Annotated in this window: 16 protein-coding genes and 1 riboswitch; of the genes, 8 read left to right on the top strand and 8 right to left on the bottom strand. The window is 72.5% G+C overall.

The genetic code is table 11. The annotated features are described in order from the left end of the window. Nucleotides 1-67: 67 nt before the first annotated feature. Both nagA and ACFY3N_RS22445 read right to left on the bottom strand, forming a co-directional pair. On the bottom strand, nucleotides 68-1,213 hold the full coding sequence (nagA, locus tag ACFY3N_RS22450) for an N-acetylglucosamine-6-phosphate deacetylase (RefSeq protein WP_390818471.1): 1,146 nt from the start codon (nucleotides 1,211-1,213) through the stop codon (nucleotides 68-70). Then, nucleotides 1,213-2,157, bottom strand: a complete 945-nt coding sequence (locus ACFY3N_RS22445; protein WP_390818470.1) for an ROK family protein — start codon at nucleotides 2,155-2,157, stop codon at nucleotides 1,213-1,215. The genes nagA and ACFY3N_RS22445 overlap by 1 nt, the downstream gene beginning before the upstream one ends. Before the next feature lie 156 nt (nucleotides 2,158-2,313). On the opposite strand from ACFY3N_RS22445, the gene ACFY3N_RS22440 reads away from it, so the two are divergent. Further along, nucleotides 2,314-3,543 (top strand): extracellular solute-binding protein, encoded by a 1,230-nt coding sequence (locus tag ACFY3N_RS22440; RefSeq protein ID WP_390818589.1) that lies wholly within the window; start codon nucleotides 2,314-2,316, stop codon nucleotides 3,541-3,543. Between the two features lie 10 nt (nucleotides 3,544-3,553). Continuing rightward, nucleotides 3,554-3,808, top strand: coding sequence for a DUF3263 domain-containing protein (locus ACFY3N_RS22435; protein WP_390818469.1), 255 nt, complete (start codon nucleotides 3,554-3,556; stop codon nucleotides 3,806-3,808). A gap of 100 nt (nucleotides 3,809-3,908) precedes the next feature. Here ACFY3N_RS22435 and otsB read toward each other — a convergent pair whose 3' ends face one another. From otsB to ACFY3N_RS22420, 3 genes are read right to left on the bottom strand one after another with little or no spacing between them, the layout of a single operon-like run. Next, nucleotides 3,909-4,793: a trehalose-phosphatase gene (gene otsB, locus ACFY3N_RS22430; protein ID WP_390818468.1), complete on the bottom strand. Its 885-nt coding sequence runs from the start codon at nucleotides 4,791-4,793 to the stop codon at nucleotides 3,909-3,911. A 57-nt stretch (nucleotides 4,794-4,850) separates the two neighbouring features. Beyond that, nucleotides 4,851-6,248, bottom strand: coding sequence for a trehalose-6-phosphate synthase (locus ACFY3N_RS22425; protein ID WP_390818467.1), 1,398 nt, complete (start codon nucleotides 6,246-6,248; stop codon nucleotides 4,851-4,853). A 58-nt stretch (nucleotides 6,249-6,306) separates the two neighbouring features. Further along, a complete protein-coding gene (locus ACFY3N_RS22420) occupies nucleotides 6,307-7,278 on the bottom strand; it encodes a glucosyl-3-phosphoglycerate synthase (RefSeq protein ID WP_390818466.1) in 972 nt (323 codons plus the stop codon). Nucleotides 7,279-7,416: 138 nt separating this feature from the next. Further along, a riboswitch (SAM riboswitch) is annotated at nucleotides 7,417-7,564 on the top strand. A 17-nt stretch (nucleotides 7,565-7,581) separates the two neighbouring features. On the opposite strand from ACFY3N_RS22420, the gene thrC reads away from it, so the two are divergent. From thrC to groL, 4 genes are all read left to right on the top strand, one after another. Continuing rightward, the gene (thrC, locus tag ACFY3N_RS22415; RefSeq protein WP_390818465.1) at nucleotides 7,582-8,880 is read left to right on the top strand and encodes a threonine synthase; all 1,299 of its coding nucleotides are present in this window, start codon (nucleotides 7,582-7,584) and stop codon (nucleotides 8,878-8,880) included. 109 nt (nucleotides 8,881-8,989) lie between these two features. After that, nucleotides 8,990-9,265, top strand: a complete 276-nt coding sequence (locus tag ACFY3N_RS22410) for a ubiquitin-like small modifier protein 1 (protein WP_073934392.1) — start codon at nucleotides 8,990-8,992, stop codon at nucleotides 9,263-9,265. A 430-nt stretch (nucleotides 9,266-9,695) separates the two neighbouring features. After that, the gene (locus ACFY3N_RS22405) at nucleotides 9,696-9,899 is read left to right on the top strand and encodes a cold-shock protein (protein WP_004929928.1); all 204 of its coding nucleotides are present in this window, start codon (nucleotides 9,696-9,698) and stop codon (nucleotides 9,897-9,899) included. A 394-nt stretch (nucleotides 9,900-10,293) separates the two neighbouring features. Then, entirely contained in the window at nucleotides 10,294-11,916 is a 1,623-nt protein-coding gene (gene groL, locus ACFY3N_RS22400; protein ID WP_390818464.1) for a chaperonin GroEL, read from the top strand. A gap of 81 nt (nucleotides 11,917-11,997) precedes the next feature. Here the strand turns inward: groL and ACFY3N_RS22395 are convergent, their stop codons facing one another. Further along, nucleotides 11,998-12,354 (bottom strand): hypothetical protein, encoded by a 357-nt coding sequence (locus ACFY3N_RS22395; RefSeq protein ID WP_390818463.1) that lies wholly within the window; start codon nucleotides 12,352-12,354, stop codon nucleotides 11,998-12,000. Nucleotides 12,355-12,510: 156 nt separating this feature from the next. On the opposite strand from ACFY3N_RS22395, the gene ACFY3N_RS22390 reads away from it, so the two are divergent. Together ACFY3N_RS22390 and ACFY3N_RS22385 are read left to right on the top strand one after the other, a co-directional pair. After that, complete coding sequence (locus ACFY3N_RS22390) at nucleotides 12,511-13,641, top strand: NADH:flavin oxidoreductase (protein WP_390818462.1); 1,131 nt, start codon at nucleotides 12,511-12,513, stop codon at nucleotides 13,639-13,641. A gap of 160 nt (nucleotides 13,642-13,801) precedes the next feature. Then, complete coding sequence (locus ACFY3N_RS22385) at nucleotides 13,802-15,289, top strand: MFS transporter (protein WP_390818461.1); 1,488 nt, start codon at nucleotides 13,802-13,804, stop codon at nucleotides 15,287-15,289. A gap of 88 nt (nucleotides 15,290-15,377) precedes the next feature. Here ACFY3N_RS22385 and ACFY3N_RS22380 read toward each other — a convergent pair whose 3' ends face one another. Then, nucleotides 15,378-15,947, bottom strand: coding sequence for a hypothetical protein (locus ACFY3N_RS22380; RefSeq protein ID WP_390818460.1), 570 nt, complete (start codon nucleotides 15,945-15,947; stop codon nucleotides 15,378-15,380). A 44-nt stretch (nucleotides 15,948-15,991) separates the two neighbouring features. Beyond that, nucleotides 15,992-16,933, bottom strand: a complete 942-nt coding sequence (gene murQ / locus ACFY3N_RS22375) for an N-acetylmuramic acid 6-phosphate etherase (protein ID WP_390818459.1) — start codon at nucleotides 16,931-16,933, stop codon at nucleotides 15,992-15,994.

Below are 16,933 nucleotides of genomic sequence, written 5' to 3'. Positions count from 1 at the left end.
TCATGCCAAACGGACGGCGGTCGGCCCACCCCCCGGACCGGCCGCCGTCCCCCGGTGACGGGACGGATCAGCCCAGTCGGGGATCGACCACCCATTCCCCCCGGCGCATGACGCCCCGGAGGGTGAAGTCCGCGTCCAGGACCACCAGGTCGGCGTCCTTCCCCGGTTCCAGGGAGCCGATCCGGTCGTCCAGGCCGAGGAGCCGGGCCGGATTGGCGGAGATCGCCCGTACGACGTCCTCGACGGGCAGCCCGTCCACCGTCACCGCCCGCTGGAAGGCGCGGTCCAGGGTGAGCGTGGATCCGGCGATCGAACCGCCCTCCACCAGCCGGGCCACGCCGTCCGCCACCTCGACCTCCAGCGGGCCCAGCATGTAGCGGCCGTCGCCGAAGCCGGCCGCGTCCATCGCGTCGGTGACGAAGGCGACCCGGGCGGCGCCCGCGTGGTGGAAGGCCAGCCGGAGCGCGGCCGGATGCAGGTGGGTGCCGTCGTTGATCAGCTCGACGGTGACCCGCTCGTCCTCCAGCAGGGCGGCGATCGGACCCGGGGCCCGGTGGCCGAGCGGCGGCATCGCGTTGAACAGGTGGGTGGCGACGGTCGCGCCCGCGTCGATGGCCCGGAGCGTCTGCTCGTACGTCGCGTCCGTGTGCCCCACGGCCGCGATCACCCCGTGCTCGGCGAGCAGCCGCACGGAGTCCAGGCCGCCCGGCAGCTCGGTGGCCAGGGTCATCATCCTCGCCTGTCCGTGCGCCGCGTCGAGCAGCTTGCGGACCTCGGCCGGGTCGGGGTCGCGCAGCAGCCCCTCGTCGTGCGCGCCCTTGCGGCAGGGGGAGATGAACGGCCCCTCGAAGTGGATGCCGGCGATGTCGCCCTGCTGGGCCAGTTCCGCCAGCATCCCGGCGTGCCGGCCGAGGAAGTCCAGGTCGCCGGTGACGGCGGAGGCGACCACCGTGGTGGTGCCGTGCAGACGGTGGGTGCGCACGCCCTGGAGGACCTCCTCGGCGGTGCCGCCGGCGAAGGAGGCCCCGCCGCCGCCGTGGTTGTGCAGGTCGACGAAGCCGGGGACCAGCCAGTGGCCGCTCAGGTCGACCGTCTCGGCGTTCCCGGGTCCCGTGGCGGCGATCCGCGTGCCCTCGACGATCACGCGGCCGTCGTCCACGGTCCCGGTGGGCAGTACCACCCGGGCACCGGCGAGAACCTTGGTGGGGGCCATCAGGTGGTTACCTCCGAGGGGTCAGTGGTGTCGATCAGATCCAGGGCGAGGAGCCCCGCGCCCAGACATCCGGCGGTGTCCCCGAGGGCCGCGGGGACCAGGGACGGCGGCTTCTGGAAGGTGACCCGCCGCCGGACGGCCTCCCGCAGTGGTGTGAACAAGGTTTCCCCCGCCTCGGCGAGCCCGCCACCGATGATCAGCGTGCCGGGGTCCAGCAGGGTGAGCGCGGTGACCAGCCCGTCGGCGAGCGCGTCCACCGCCTCCTGCCACACCCGGCGGGCCCGTTCGTCCCCGGACTCGACGGCCTTCGCGCAGTCCGCCGCGTCCGCGCCGGGATCACCGCAGGCCGCGGCCCACGCCTCGCTCACCGCGGCGGCGGACGCGAACCGCTCCAGACAGCCGCGCTGTCCGCACGGGCAGGGGGTGCCCCCGGGCCGTACGACGATGTGGCCGATCTCGCCCGCGAAGCCGTGCGCGCCCCTCTCCACCCGGCCGTCGATGCCGATGGCGCCCGCGATGCCGGTGCCCAGCGGCACGAACAGGAAGCGGTCGGTGCCCCGCCCCGCCCCGATGCGGCCCTCGGCGAGACCGCCGGCGCGCACGTCGTGGCCGAGGGCGACGGGGACGCCCCCGAGGCGCTCGCCCAGCAGCGCGCGCAGCGGGACGTCGCGCCAGCCGAGGTTGGCGGCGTAGACGGCGACGCCCCGCGCCTCGTCGACGATGCCGGGGACGGCGACGCCGGCGGCGGACGCGGCCTCGCCGTACCGGCGGACGCCGTGGGCGCGCAGTTCGGCCGCGAAGTCGAGGATGTCCGCGACGACCGCGTCCGGGCCGCGTTCGCGGCCGGTGGCCCGGCGGGACCGGTGCAGCGGCTCGCCGTCCGCCCCGATCAGGGCGGCCTTCATCCCGGTGCCGCCCACGTCGAGGGCGATGACATGTCTCACGGGGGACAGTGTGGACCGGGTACCCGCAAGAGGTCTAGTCCACTCACGTGGTGTAGACCTTATTCCGATTATCGAAATGTTTTCGGATGGCGCGGATGCGCCGGGGTAGGGGCAAGGCACGTGCAGCGGTGGGTCGGGACAAGGGCGATCGCGGTGGTGTCCGCACTGGGACTGACGGGAGTGCTCGGCGGCTGCGGAGTCGGCGGCTCCTCCGACGTGACCCTGAGACTGGTCGCCGCCGACTACGGCGACAGCGCGGCCAACAGTTCCAAGAAGTACTGGGCCGACCTGGTCGAGCGGTACGAGTCCGAGCACCCCGACGTGAAGGTCGACGTCAGCGTCTACTCCTGGAACGACGTCGACCGCAAGGTCAGGGAGATGGTCGACGCGGGCGACCCGCCGGACATGGCGCAGATCGGCGCGTACGCCGACTACGCGGCCGAGGACAGGCTCTACAAGGCCGACGACCTGCTCTCCATCCCCGTCCAGGCGGACTTCCTCTCCCAGCTGACCACCGCGGGCGAGGTCAACAGCGTGCAGTACGGCCTGCCATTCGCCTCCTCCACGCGCGTGCTCTTCTACAACAAGAAGCTGTTCGCCGAGGCCGGCATCACCCCGCCGCAGACCTGGGACGAGCTCGCCGCGGCCGCCGAGGCGCTCAAGGCGCAGGGCGTGAAGTACCCGTACGCGCTGCCGCTCGGCCCGGAGGAGGCACAGGCCGAGACCATGCAGTGGCTGCTCAGCGGCGACGGCGGCTACACCGACCTCACGGGCACGTACAGCATCGACTCCGCGCAGAACGTCGAGACCTTCACCTGGCTGAAGGACGAACTGGTCGGCAAGGGCCTGACCGGCCCCGTCGCGCCCGGCGAGCTCGACCGGGCCGACGCGTTCGCGGCGTTCGCAGCCGGAGACGTCGGCATGCTCAACGGGCACCCCTCGCTGATGGAGACGGCGAAGGCGAAGGGCGTGGAGTTCGGCATGGTGCCGACGCCGGGCGCCGACGGCGAGAGCCGGGTCACGCTGGGTGTCGCCGACTGGATGATGGCCTTCAAGCAGAACGGCCACCGCGACCAGGTCGGCGAGTTCCTCGACTTCGTCTACAGCGAGGAGAACGTGCTCGACTTCTCCCGCGAGTACAACCTGCTGCCGGTCACCACCTCCGCGTCCCGGGCGATGGCCTCCTCCGACCAGGACAAGGACCTCAAGCCCTTCCTCGACCAGCTGGCCACCTCGGAGCTCTACCCGGTCGGCAACACCTCCTGGGCGACGGTCAACGCGGCGGTCAAGAAGCAGATCGGCAAGGCCGTCGCCCCGAACGGCAGCCCCGCCGGCGTCCTCGGCGGACTCCAGGCGACGGCGACGCGCGCGGAGAGCGCGGAGTAGCCTGCGGGGCATGGACACGGGGGACGAGGGGCACGGGACCGGCCGGCTGGGCCGGCGCGAACAGGACATCCTCGCGCTGGAGCGCCGCGGCTTCGCCGCCCCCGGCGTCAAGGAACGCGCGATCCGCGAGGAACTGGGCCTGGCCCCCGTCCGCTACTACCAGCTCCTCAACGCCCTCCTCGACGACCCCCGGGCCCTCGCCCACGACCCGGTGACGGTCAACCGCCTGCGCCGCGTCCGGGAAACCCGCCGCACGGAACGCTGAGCGCCCGCGCCGCTCCCGAGAATCCAGCCCCTCCGGCGCTTGAGGAGCGGGGGTCCGGGGGCAGCGCCCCCGGGAAGGGGCGGCGGGGGCGGAGAACCCGTCAGGACATCCGCCCCGCCAGCGCCCGCAGCAGCCGCACGACCCCCGCCGGCCCGTCCACCACCACGTCCGCGCGCTCCCTCAGCTCGGTCACCTCGTCGCTGCCGCTGCACACCAGCAGCCCCGGGACGCCGCCGGCCCGGAGTTCGTCCACGGCGGTGAAGGCGGGCAGGTCGCCCAGGTCGTCACCGGCGTAGAGGACGGCCCCGGCGCCGATGTCCCGCGCGTACTCCAGCAGGGCGACGCCCTTGTCCATGCCCGGCGGGCGCAGCTCCAGCACCATGCGGCCGGGCTCCACGATCAGGCCGTGCCGCGTGGCCAGCTCGGTCAGCGGCTCGCGCAGCGCCTCGAACGCGGCCTGCGGGTCGGCGGCCCGGCGGGTGTGGACGGCCACCGCCCGGCCCTTCTCCTCGATCCAGGTGCCCTGCCACGCGCCGACCCGGTCGAGCAGTCCCGGCAGCTCCGCGCGGGCCCCGGCGACCCCGGGGTGCGGGGCGGGCGCGGTGACCGTGCCGGTGACGGCGTCCCAGCGCTCGGCGCCGTAGTGGCCGAGGACGACGAGGTGGTCGAGGCCGGGGACGCCCGCGAAGCCCCCGTGCCGGACCGCGACTCCCGCCGGCCGGCCCGTGACGATCGCGACCGAGGCCACCGCGGGGGCGAGCGCGGCGAGCGCGGGCACCGCGTCCGGGTGGGCGCGGGCCTGCTCGGGATCGGCCACGATCGGCGCGAGCGTCCCGTCGAAGTCGAGCCCGATCAGCGCCTTCCCCGGCCGTGCGAGAAGCGCGTCCAGCCCTTCCCGTCCGGCCTGCGAGGCGGGCGTCGGCAGGTCGCCGCCGGCACCGGCGTCCTTGGCGTTCGGGTCCGTGGAATCCGTATGGCTGCCCATACGCCCAACCTATCCACGCCCACCGTCCCGCACGCCTGTGTGACCGGCCATACCGGTTCAGCCGGGCGCGACCTCGCGCAGCGCCTCCAGCTGCTCCAGGAACCACCGCGCCGGGGGCAGCGCGGTCGCCGCCGCCGCCAGGCGCTTGGTGCGCTCGGCGCGCTCGTCCGGGCCCATCGTCAGGGCCTCGTGCAGGGCGCCGGCGGTCTCGACGACGTCGTACGGGTTGACCGTGAGCGCGTCCTCGCCCAGCTCCTCGTGGGCGCCCGCCTCCCGCGAGAGCACCAGCGCGCAGCCCGCGTCTGAGACCACCGGGACCTCCTTGGCGACCAGGTTCATGCCGTCGCGGATCGGGTTGACCAGCACCACGTCCGCCAGCCGGTACGCGGCGAGCGAGCGCGCGAAGTCGTCCTTGACGTGCAGCACGACCGGCCGCCAGCCCGGCGTGCCGTACCGCTCGTTGATCTCCTCCGCGAGCCGCCGCACCTCGGCGGTGTAGTCGCGGTACACGGCGAGGTCCTGCCGGGAGGGGTAGGCGAACGCGACGTGCACGACGCGCTCGCGCCACTCGGGGTGGTCGTCCAGGAGCTGCCGGTAGGCCAGCAGTCCGCGCACGATGTTCTTCGACAGCTCGGTCCGGTCGACCCGGACGATCGTCCGGCGCCCCTCACCGATCTCCTCCCGGAGCGTGGTGATCCGCTCCTCCACGTCCGCCTCGTGGGCGCGGGCGCGCAGGAAGTCCGCGTCGGCGCCGAGTCCGTGCACCCCGACGCGCGTCCGGCCGAGCCCGTCCGCGAACCGCTCGCAGCACGCGGTGAACGCGTCCGCCCAGCGGTGGGTGAGGAAGCCGAGCCGGTCGGCGCCGAGCATCCCGCGCAGCACCTGCCGCGCGATGTCGTCGGGCAGAAGCGCGAAGTACTCCGGCGGCGCCCACGGCGTGTGCGAGAAGTGCGCGATGCGCAGGTCGGGGCGGAGCTCGCGGAGCATCCCGGGGACCAGCGTGAGGTGGTAGTCCTGCACCAGCACCGCCGCGCCCCGCGCCGCCTCCTCGGCCAGCGCCTCGGCGAACGCCCGGTTGTAGGTCTCGTACGACGCCCACCGGCGGCGGAACTCCGCGTCGAAGACCGGCTCCAGCGGCGTCTGGTACAGCATGTGGTGCACGAACCACAGCACCGAGTTGGCGATCCCGTTGTACGCGTCGGCGTGCACGTCCGCCGGGATGTCCAGCATCCGCACGCCGTCCTCGCCGACCCCGCGCCGCACCGCCTCGCGGTCGCCGTCGGACAGGGCCGAGCACACCCACAGCGCCCCGGCGTCCGGCCCGATCGCCGACAGCCCGGACACCAGCCCGCCGCCGCCCCGTCCGGTCCGCAGCGAACCGTCGTCCTCCACCGTGTACGAGACGGGCCCGCGATTCGACGCGACCAGCACCTGAGCACCCTGCGTGACAGCCATACGCGTCAACCTAGCCCGGCCCCGCGGACCTCAAACGCACGGATCGGCCGTATACGGGTCAGGCCACCCGCCGCGCCCGGTACTCCGCGACCTCCGCCATCGGCGGCCGTTCCTCCGTGTCGACGGAGTACGTACGGGGCGCGAAGCCGGCGCCGGTGCGCTCGAACTGGGTGAGGGACGGCCGGACCAGATGGCCGCGGGCCAGGCGGAGCTGGGCGGTGCGGTAGATCGCGGCGGCCATCCGGCCGAGGGCCTGGCCGTCCTGGTGACGGTGCCTGCGCACACCGACGTCGACCTGGGCCAGCGCGTCCAGGCCCACCAGGTGCAGGGCGTCGACCAGCATGCCGAGCTCGACGCCGTACCCGACCGGGAACGGGAGCCGTTCGAGCAGGCTCCGGCGGGCCGCGTACTCGCCGCCGAGCGGCTGGACGAAGCCGGCCAGCCGGGGCCAGTGCATGTTCAGCAGCGGGCGGGCCATCAGCTCCGTGACCCGGCCGCCCTGACCGGCGGCGACCGTGCCCGGGGAGCATCCGTCGGACACCGTCAGGGGGCGGTCGTACATCGCCTTGACCAGCTGCACGTCCGGCTCGGTGAGCAGCGGCCCGACGATGCCGGAGACGAAGTCGGAGGAGAACTCCCGCAGGTCCGCGTCGACGAAGCACACGATGTCCCCGGACGTGACCAGCAGCGAGCGCCACAGCACCTCGCCCTTGCCGGGCACCGCCGGTATCCGGGGCAGGATCGCGTCCCGGTGCACCACCCGCGCGCCCGCCGCCGCCGCCACCTCGGCGGTGCGGTCGGTCGAGCCCGAGTCGACCACCACCACCTCGTCGACCAGCGGGACCCGGAGCACCAGGTCGCGCCGGACGGCCGACACGATCTCGCCGACCGTCGCCTCCTCGTCGAGCGCGGGCAGCACCACGCTCACCGTCTGCCCCGTGGCACGCTTCGCCGCCAGGATCCGGTGGAGCGGGCGGTCGGCCACGGACCACGAGCGGTCGGTCAGCCAGCGCTCGACTTCTTCCAGCACGGTCCCGGGCTCCTCACTGGCCTGTGATCCATCTCGCGGTTCGGACGGCTATCTCAACCATGCAGGCCTTCGGTTACAGTCTTGAACAACGCCGATGACCACCGCATGCCGGGGTCACCGCGCGGAACAACTGAACACCGCTCATCCAGAGGGGCAGAGGGACACGGCCCGATGAAGCCCCGGCAACCCTCCAGTCGGTTCTTGTCACACGGACGTGGCGAGGCTCCCGGCTAGGGAAGGTGCCAAATCCGTCTCACGGCGAGGTGCGTCGTGAGGAAGATGAGGAGAAAGGGCCTCGCCTCCATGGCTGTGCAGACTGTTGCAAGCACCACCGACTCCGCCGTCGCGAACTCCGTCGACCTGGGCCCCGCCACCGCGCTCTCCTGCCGCGAATGCGGACACCGGGTCCCCCTCGGCCCCGTCTTCGCCTGCGAGGAGTGTTTCGGCCCGCTGGAGATCGCGTACGACTTCTCGGCCCACGACACCGAGGAGCTCCGCAAGCGGATCGAAGCGGGACCCGCGAACATCTGGCGCTACGCGCCGCTGCTGCCCGTCCCGGCGGACGTGGCGACCAAGCCGAACCTGAACCCCGGCTGGACCAAGCTCGTCCAGGCCGACAACCTCGCACGCGAGCTGGGCGTCGACGCCGGCAAGCTGTTCGTCAAGGACGACTCCGGCAACCCGACGCACTCCTTCAAGGACCGCGTCGTCGCCCAGGCCCTCGAGGCCGCCCGCGCCTTCGGCTTCACCACCCTCTCCTGTTCCTCCACCGGCAACCTCGCCGGCGCAGTGGGCGCCGCCGCGGCCCGGGCGGGCTTCCGGTCCTGCGTGTTCATCCCGCACGACCTGGAGCAGGGCAAGGTCGTCATGGCCGCCGTCTACGGCGGTGAGCTCGTCGGCATCGAGGGCAACTACGACGACGTGAACCGCTTCTGCTCCGAGCTGATCGGCGACCCGGCCGGCGAGGGCTGGGGCTTCGTCAACGTCAACCTGCGGCCGTACTACGCGGAGGGGTCGAAGACGCTCGCGTACGAGATCTGCGAGCAGCTGGGATGGCGGCTGCCGGACCAGATCGTGATCCCGATCGCCTCCGGCTCGCAGCTCACGAAGATCGACAAGGGGCTGCAGGAGCTGATCAAGCTCGGGCTGGTCGAGGACAAGCCGTACAAGATCTTCGGCGCGCAGGCCGAGGGGTGCTCGCCGGTGTCCACCGCCTACAAGGCGGGGCACGACGTCGTACGCCCGCAGAAGCCGGACACGATCGCCAAGTCGCTGGCGATCGGGAACCCCGCGGACGGGCCGTACGTGCTGGACATCGCCCGCCGGACGGGCGGGGCCGTGGAGGACGTGACGGACGGGCAGATCGTCGACGCGATCAAGCTGCTGGCGCGCACCGAGGGGATCTTCGCGGAGACCGCCGGCGGGGTGACCGTGGGCGTCACCAGGAAGCTCCTCGAAAGCGGGGCGCTCGACCCGTCCCTGACCACCGTCGTGCTGAACACGGGTGACGGTCTGAAGACGCTGGACGCGGTCGCGGGGACGGGGCTCACCGCGACGATCCGCCCCAGCCTGGAGTCGTTCCGTGAGGCCGGGCTCGTCTGAGTCGTTTCGTCCGCGGGGCCGTCGTGGCCGGTCGCGCCCGCGCGGCGACGGCCGCACGTCCCCCACAGTCCCGCGCCCCCAGGGGTGTCACCTGACCGGAGGTTCTGTCGTGAGCGTCACCGTCCGTATCCCTACCATCCTGCGCACCTACACCGGTGGGCAGGCCGAGGTCGCCGCCGAGGGGGCCACCCTCGGCGAGGTCATCCAGGACCTGGAGAAGAACCACACCGGGATCGCCGCCCGGGTGCTGGACGACCAGGGCAAGTTGCGGCGGTTCGTGAACGTCTACGTCAACGACGACGACGTGCGGTTCGAGCAGGGGCTCGAGACGGCCACCCCCGACGGGGCCGGCGTGTCGATCATTCCGGCGGTGGCCGGAGGCTGATCATTACCTTCGGTAATGACGGTGACCGGGCGTTCGGTGCGTTGCCCCCTCCGTGAGAGAAGCGGAGGGGGCAATTCCATTGGATTGAGCGCGGTAGAGTTGGGGAACGCGCTCCCGATCCACTGATCGAGAACATTGAATTCCTGCCGCGGGTCCGACTGGATGCAGCCAAAGTGCGGACCCCTTTCGCGGCATTCATCACCTTTGCGTGGCCCGACTTGCCCTGGATTCAGGCGAATTCTCGCCACATTCCGGACCGGCGTCGTCCAGATTTCTCGTCCGACTGACCTGTTGCAGACGGCAGTTGGGCAGATACATTCGGCCGCGGTCGACGCGTTCCGGCGCACGCCCCCAACCGTTGGGGGGTGAGGTCTGACCCGGATCCGCGAAGTGCGGATCCGTGCAAGGGCCAGTAATAGGGGAGTTAGGCATGGCTCAGGGCACCGTCAAGTGGTTCAACGCGGAGAAGGGGTACGGCTTCATCGCGGTCGACGGTGGTGCGGATGTTTTCGTCCACTACAGCGCGATCCAGATGGACGGCTACCGCACCCTCGAAGAAGGCCAGCGGGTCGAGTTCGAGATCTCGCAGGGTCAGAAGGGCCCGCAGGCCGACATGGTTCGTCTCAGCGCCTGAACGCGCTACCTGCCGCAAGCATCTTCTGCCGGCGAAGGGCCCGCACCCCGGGGGGTGCGGGCCCTTCGCCGCGTCCGGCGCCCTGTCCGGAGCCGCGTCCGGACGTGTTCGCGCGCGGCTGAGCACCCCTCGGAGTACACGTGGGCGCGTGCGCCCACCCGTCACCCGACCGCCACCCCTCAACGAGCCCGCTTCGCGGGCGCACCTTGCACTCGGGTGGGTCGAGTGCTAATCATTGCGTTAGCACTCTGAAGGTGAGAGTGACAACGAAGGACCGGGTCGGTGAGGCCCGCAGGCCGTGTGGGGCAAGGAACCACGGGGCCGGCGAGCCGTCCGTCGCGGGCGCGGGCGCGGTCCGAAGGAATCACCCCCAGTCCTGGAGGGACCACTTCACATGGCCAAGATCATCGCGTTCGACGAGGAGGCGCGGCGCGGCCTCGAGCGCGGCATGAACCAGCTCGCGGACGCCGTCAAGGTGACGCTCGGCCCCAAGGGCCGCAACGTCGTCCTCGAGAAGAAGTGGGGCGCCCCCACGATCACCAACGATGGTGTGTCCATCGCCAAGGAGATCGAGCTCGAGGACCCGTACGAGAAGATCGGCGCCGAGCTGGTCAAGGAAGTCGCCAAGAAGACGGACGACGTCGCCGGTGACGGTACGACCACCGCGACCGTTCTCGCCCAGGCCCTGGTCAAGGAGGGCCTGCGCAACGTCGCCGCCGGCGCCAACCCGATGGCCCTGAAGCGCGGTATCGAGAAGGCCGTCGAGGCCGTCTCCGGTGCCCTGCTCGAGCAGGCGAAGGATGTCGAGACCAAGGAGCAGATCGCCTCCACGGCCTCCATCTCCGCCGCCGACACCCAGATCGGCGAGCTCATCGCCGAGGCCATGGACAAGGTCGGCAAGGAAGGCGTCATCACCGTCGAGGAGTCCCAGACCTTCGGTCTGGAGCTGGAGCTCACCGAGGGTATGCGCTTCGACAAGGGCTACATCTCGGCGTACTTCGCCACCGACATGGAGCGTATGGAGGCCGTCCTCGACGACCCGTACATCCTGATCGCGAACTCCAAGATCTCCAACGTCAAGGACCTGCTCCCGCTCCTGGAGAAGGTCATGCAGTCGGGCAAGCCGCTGCTGATCATCGCCGAGGACGTCGAGGGCGAGGCCCTGTCGACCCTGGTCGTCAACAAGATCCGCGGCACCTTCAAGTCCGTCGCCGTCAAGGCCCCGGGCTTCGGCGACCGCCGCAAGGCCATGCTCGGCGACATCGCCATCCTCACGGGCGGCGAGGTCATCTCCGAGGAGGTCGGCCTCAAGCTGGAGAACGCCACCCTCGACCTGCTGGGCAAGGCCCGCAAGGTGGTCATCACCAAGGACGAGACCACCATCGTCGACGGTGCCGGCTCGGCCGACCAGGTCCAGGGCCGCGTGAACCAGATCCGCGCCGAGATCGAGAACAGCGACTCGGACTACGACCGCGAGAAGCTGCAGGAGCGCCTGGCGAAGCTCGCCGGCGGTGTCGCGGTCATCAAGGCCGGTGCCGCCACCGAGGTGGAGCTCAAGGAGCGCAAGCACCGCATCGAGGACGCCGTCCGCAACGCCAAGGCGGCCGTGGAGGAGGGCATCGTCGCCGGTGGTGGCGTGGCCCTGCTGCAGGCCTCCCAGGTCTTCGAGAAGCTGGAGCTCGAGGGCGACGAGGCGACCGGTGCCGCCGCTGTGAAGCTGGCCCTGGAGGCCCCGCTGAAGCAGATCGCCGTGAACGCCGGCCTCGAGGGCGGTGTCGTGGTGGAGAAGGTGCGCAACCTGACCCCGGGCCACGGCCTGAACGCCGCGACCGGCGAGTACGTCGACCTGGTCAAGGAAGGCATCATCGACCCGGCGAAGGTGACGCGCTCCGCGCTGCAGAACGCCGCGTCGATCGCCGCGCTGTTCCTCACCACCGAGGCCGTCATCGCCGACAAGCCGGAGAAGGCCGCGGCCCCGGCCGGCGGCGGCATGCCGGGCGGTGACATGGACTTCTGATCCTCCTGAGGATCGGATCCGTCCGTCACGTACCGAGGGCGGCGCCCCCTGTTCCGGCAGGGGGCGCCGCCCTCGGGCGTTTCAGGCGGTGCACCACGGCACCCGGCAGACGTGCGGTGACGCGCCCTGCGGGCACAGGCCCCGCAGCACCGCCTTGCGGACCGCCCGCCAGGTCCGCAGCGAGCACACCAGGCGGACCCGCAGCTCGACCGGTTCCCGCGCGCCGCCGCTCCGGCCCGGGTGCTCCCAGGCCCACTGCTCCGCGAGATGGTCGTAGAGGTCGGCGGTCGCCGTCCCGCTCCCGGGCAGGGTGCGCAGAACGGTCCGCCCGGCGAGCCGGGCGCCGTGGGCCGCCACGGCCCCGTCGACGAGGGCGCCGGCCCACGCCAGTCCCTCCTCGTCCGCGTACAGGCCGAAGCGCAGGAGGCGTGTCCTCATCGGGCGACCGTACCCCGGCGCGCGAGGAGACGTTTCGTGACCGGAGTCACACCTGGGTCCCGGAAGGAATGCCCACCCCTGCTTCCCGGTTGCCGTTGAACGTGCGTTCAATGCATGCGCACATACCGACCGGTATTCGAAGCAGAGGAGCCCCACGTGACCGCCACCTCCCCGGACACCGCCGCACGAGCCGCCGGACTGCTCTCCCGGCCCGTCGCGATCAACGGTCTGACCGTCCCCAACCGCATCGCCATGGCGCCGATGACCCGGATGTTCTCGCCGGGCGGCGTCCCCGGTGGGGACGTCGTGTCGTACTACGCGCGGCGCGCCGCGGCGGGTGTCGGGCTGATCGTCACCGAGGGGACGTACGTGGGGCACGAGTCCGCCGGGCTGAGCGACCGGGTGCCGCGGTTCCACGGGGAGGAGCAGCTCGCGGGCTGGGCGGAGGTCGCCGGGGCGGTGCACGCGGCGGGCGGCACCATCGTGCCGCAGCTCTGGCACATCGGCATGGTCCGCGAGCAGGGGCAGGCCCCGTACCCCGAGGCTCCGGCGGTCGGCCCGTCCGGGGTGCGCACGGACGGCACCGAGGGCACGGGCAGGGCGATGACGCAGACCGACATCGACGACGTCGTCGCCGCGTTCGCCCGGGCGGCCGCCGACGCCGAGCGGATCGGCTTCGACGGCGTGGAGCTGCACGGCGCGCACGGTTACCTCATCGACCAGTTCCTGTGGTCCGGCACCAACCGCCGCACCGACGCCTACGGCGGCGACCCGGTGGCCCGCGCGAAGTTCGCCGCCGAGGTCGTGGCCGCGGTGCGCGCGGCCGTGTCACCCGGTTTCCCGGTGATCTTCCGCTACTCGCAGTGGAAGCAGGACGCCTACGACGCCCGGCTCGCCGAGACCCCCCAGGAACTGGAGGCGATCCTCGCCCCGCTCGCCGCGGCCGGTGTCGACGCCTTCCACGCGTCCACGCGCCGCTACTGGCTCCCGGAGTTCGAGGACTCCGACCTCAATCTGGCCGGCTGGACGAAGAAGCTGACCGGCAGGCCCGTCATCACCGTCGGCTCCGTCGGCCTGAACGGCGAGTTCCTCGAGGCCTTCCAGGGGCGGGGCGCCGCGCTCGGCAGCCTCGACGGCCTGCTCGACCGCATGGAGCGGGACGAGTTCGACCTCGTCGCCGTGGGCCGTGCGCTGCTCCAGGACCCGAACTGGGCGGCCAAGGTGCTGGCCGGCCGCTTCGACGAGCTGACGCCTTACGACCCGGCCTCCCTGCAGACGCTGAGCTGAGCCGACCGGCCCCGGCGGCGCGGCACCCCTTCCGGACGGGGGTGCCGCGCCGCCGTGCGCGTCATCCCCCCCGTCACCCGGTTTTAATTTGCTTAAGTCAATCAATCGCCATAAAGTTGCCTGAGTCAAGTAGACCTGAGTCACGACGGAGACCTCCTTCATGTCCGACGCACTCGACCGGTCCGCCCCGCCGGGCGGCGCCGCTCCGCCCCACCCCACCGCCGTGGTGGCCGTGCTCGCCTTCGGCGGCATCGTGGTCTCGCTGATGCAGACCCTGGTGATCCCGATCGTGGGACAGCTGCCGCAGTTCCTGAACGCCTCCGCGTCGGACGCCGCGTGGGCCGTCACCGCCACCCTGCTCGCCGCGGCCGTCGCCACCCCGGTCATGGGCCGCCTCGGCGACATGTACGGCAAGCGCCGCATGCTGCTGGTCAGCATGGCGATGCTGGTGGCCGGCTCCGTGGTCGCCGGACTCAGCGACTCCCTGGTCCCGATGATCGTCGGCCGGGCCCTGCAGGGCCTGTCGTCCGGCGTGATCCCGCTCGGCATCAGCATCCTGCGCGACGAACTCCCCGCGGAGCGGCTCGGCTCGGCGACCGCGATGATCAGCGCCTCGCTCGGCGTCGGCGGCGCCCTCGGCCTGCCCGCCGCCGCGCTGATCGCCGACAACTTCGACTGGCACGCGCTGTTCTGGACCTCCGCCGCCCTCGGCGTCGTCGCCCTGGTCCTGGTACTGGCCCTCGTGCCGGAGTCGAAGGTGCGCACCGGCGGCCGGTTCGACCTGGCCGGAGCGGCCGGCATGGCCGCCGGACTCGTCTGCCTGCTGCTGGCGATCTCCAAGGGCGCCGACTGGGGCTGGGGGAGCGGCACCACCCTCGGCCTGTTCGCGGCGGCCCTGGTCATCCTGCTGGGCTGGGGCTTCTTCGAACTCCGCGTCGACCAGCCACTGGTGGACCTGCGCACCACCGCCCGCCCCCAGGTGCTGGTCACCAACCTCGCCTCGGTGGCGATCGGCTTCGGCATGTTCTCCATGTCCCTGGTCATCCCGCAGCTGCTCCAGCTGCCCGAGCGGACCGGCTACGGCCTCGGCCAGTCCCTGCTCGCCGCCGGACTGGTCATGGCACCGTCCGGCCTGGTGATGATGGCGCTGGCCCCCGTCTCCGCGCTGGTCTCCCGCGCCAAGGGCCCGAAGGTGACGCTGATGACCGGCGCCCTGATCGTGGCCGCCGGCTACGGCCTGAACGTCCTGCTGATGGACCAGGTCTGGCACTTCGTGCTGGCGTCCTGCGTCATCGGCGCCGGCATCGGCTTCTGCTACGGCGCGATGCCCGCCCTCATCATGGGCGCGGTGCCCGCCTCCGAGACGGGCGCCGCCAACAGCCTCAACACCCTGATGCGCTCCATCGGCACCTCCGTCGCCAGCGCCGTCGCCGGCGTCGTACTGGCGCAGATGACCACCCGGTTCGGCTCGTACGCGCTGCCCGGCGAGGACGGCTTCCGCACCGTCCTGGCGCTCGGCGCCGTGGCCGCGCTCATCGGCTTCGCCATCGCCGCGTTCATCCCGCGCCGGCACCCGGCCGCCCCGGACGCCGTGGCCGCCGGCGACCCGGCCCGGGACACCGCGGAGGCCCCCGCCGCACAGGCGTAGACGCGTCAGCCCGCTCACCGGCCGCCGCCCGGACCCACGTCCGGGCGGCGGCCGCGCCACGTCCGGCCCCGCCCCCGCCCGCGGAGGGCTACACGTTGCCCATCGGCTCGATGTCCACCCGCACCGGCGTCCCCCACACGCGCAGCACCTCGTAGTCGGTGAACTCGTGCACGATCCGGTACGCCGTGGCGGCCCGGGGCCCGCGCCGCTGCGCCGCGATGTATAGCTCCGCCTCGCGCCGGTCCCGGCGCGGGGTGCCGCACAACTGCCACGCCTGCCCGTTCCACAGCTCCGGCAGCCAGCGCTGCTGCGGCTGCGGCCGGTCGCCGCGCACCCCGTACCGGGACGGCGCGGGCCCGGCGGGCCGGGCCTGCGGGGCGGGACCGTTGAACTCGGCGCGGCGGGCGGCGCGGCGCCGGGTCTCGCAGAGCAGGCACAGGTCCGGGGCGCTCTCGTCGACCGGCCCGGTCGGGTGCTCGGCGCAGCGCGTGCTGGGCGCGGCCGTGGTGACGCTCTCCTCCAGCAGGTCCAGGGCCCGCCGCAGGTCGTCCTTCACTTCGTGCAGCCGGGCGTCCGGGGTGTCGGCGGACAGTGCCTCGCCGTGCTCCCCGAGCACGCGCAGGGCGCGGCCCAGGGCGGTGAGCTGCGCGTGGTTCATGGGCTCGTCTCCGGGTCGGGTCTCTCCAGTATCCGCCGGGATCCCTACGCCCCGCCGCCCGCCTTCGCCAGCGCCGCCCGCAGACGGCCGCCGGACTCCGCGAGGAGGCGGGCGGCCGTCGGGCCGTCGACGTCGGCCAGGACGACCAGGATCGCGTGCTTGACCTCGCCGTCCGTGGCGGTCAGGGCGCGCTCGACGACGTCGTCCGCCGCGCCCGTCGCCTGCGCGACGATCCGGCGGGAGCGGGCGCGCAGCTTCTCGTTGGAGGCCCGCACGTCGACCATCAGGTTCCCGTACGTCTTGCCCAGCCGGATCATCGTGATCGTCGACAGCATGTTCAGCACGAGCTTCTGCGCCGTACCGGCCTTCAGGCGCGTGGAGCCGGTGAGGAACTCCGGGCCGACGACGACCTCGATGCCGTGCTCGGCCGCCGCGGCCAGCGCGCTGCCCCGGTTGCAGGCCAGGCCCACGGTGAGGGCGCCGCGCGCACGGGCGTACGCGACGGCGCCGACCGCGTACGGGGTACGGCCGGAGGCGGAGACGCCGACCACCGTGTCGTCGGCGGTCAGCCCCAGCGCGGCCAGGTCGGCCTCGGCCAGCTCGCGCGAGTCCTCGGCACCCTCCACCGAGGTGACCACGGCCTCGGGACCGCCCGCGATCAGGCCGACGACCCGCGCCGGGTCGGTGTTGAAGGTCGGCGGGCACTCGGAGGCGTCCAGCACCCCCAGCCGGCCGGCGGTGCCGGCGCCCGCGTAGACCAGCCGCCCGCCGCGGGCCATCCGCTCGGCGACGGCGTCGATCGCGGCGGCGATCACCGGTACCTGCTCGGCCACGGCGCCGGCCACCGTGGCGTCCTCCCGGTTCATCAGCCGGGCGATGTCGAGGGTGGGCAACCGGTCGACGTCCGCGAGCTCCGGCCGGTACGCCTCGGTGGTGAGCGCCTCCAGCTGGGCGCGGAGATCGTGGTGGTGGGAGGCAGAAGTCAT

The organism is Streptomyces sp. NPDC000348 (genome assembly GCF_042898795.1).
In the GTDB taxonomy this organism is placed as follows: Bacteria; Actinomycetota; Actinomycetes; order Streptomycetales; family Streptomycetaceae; genus Streptomyces.
This window is presented reverse-complemented; position numbering and strand designations above follow the sequence as displayed.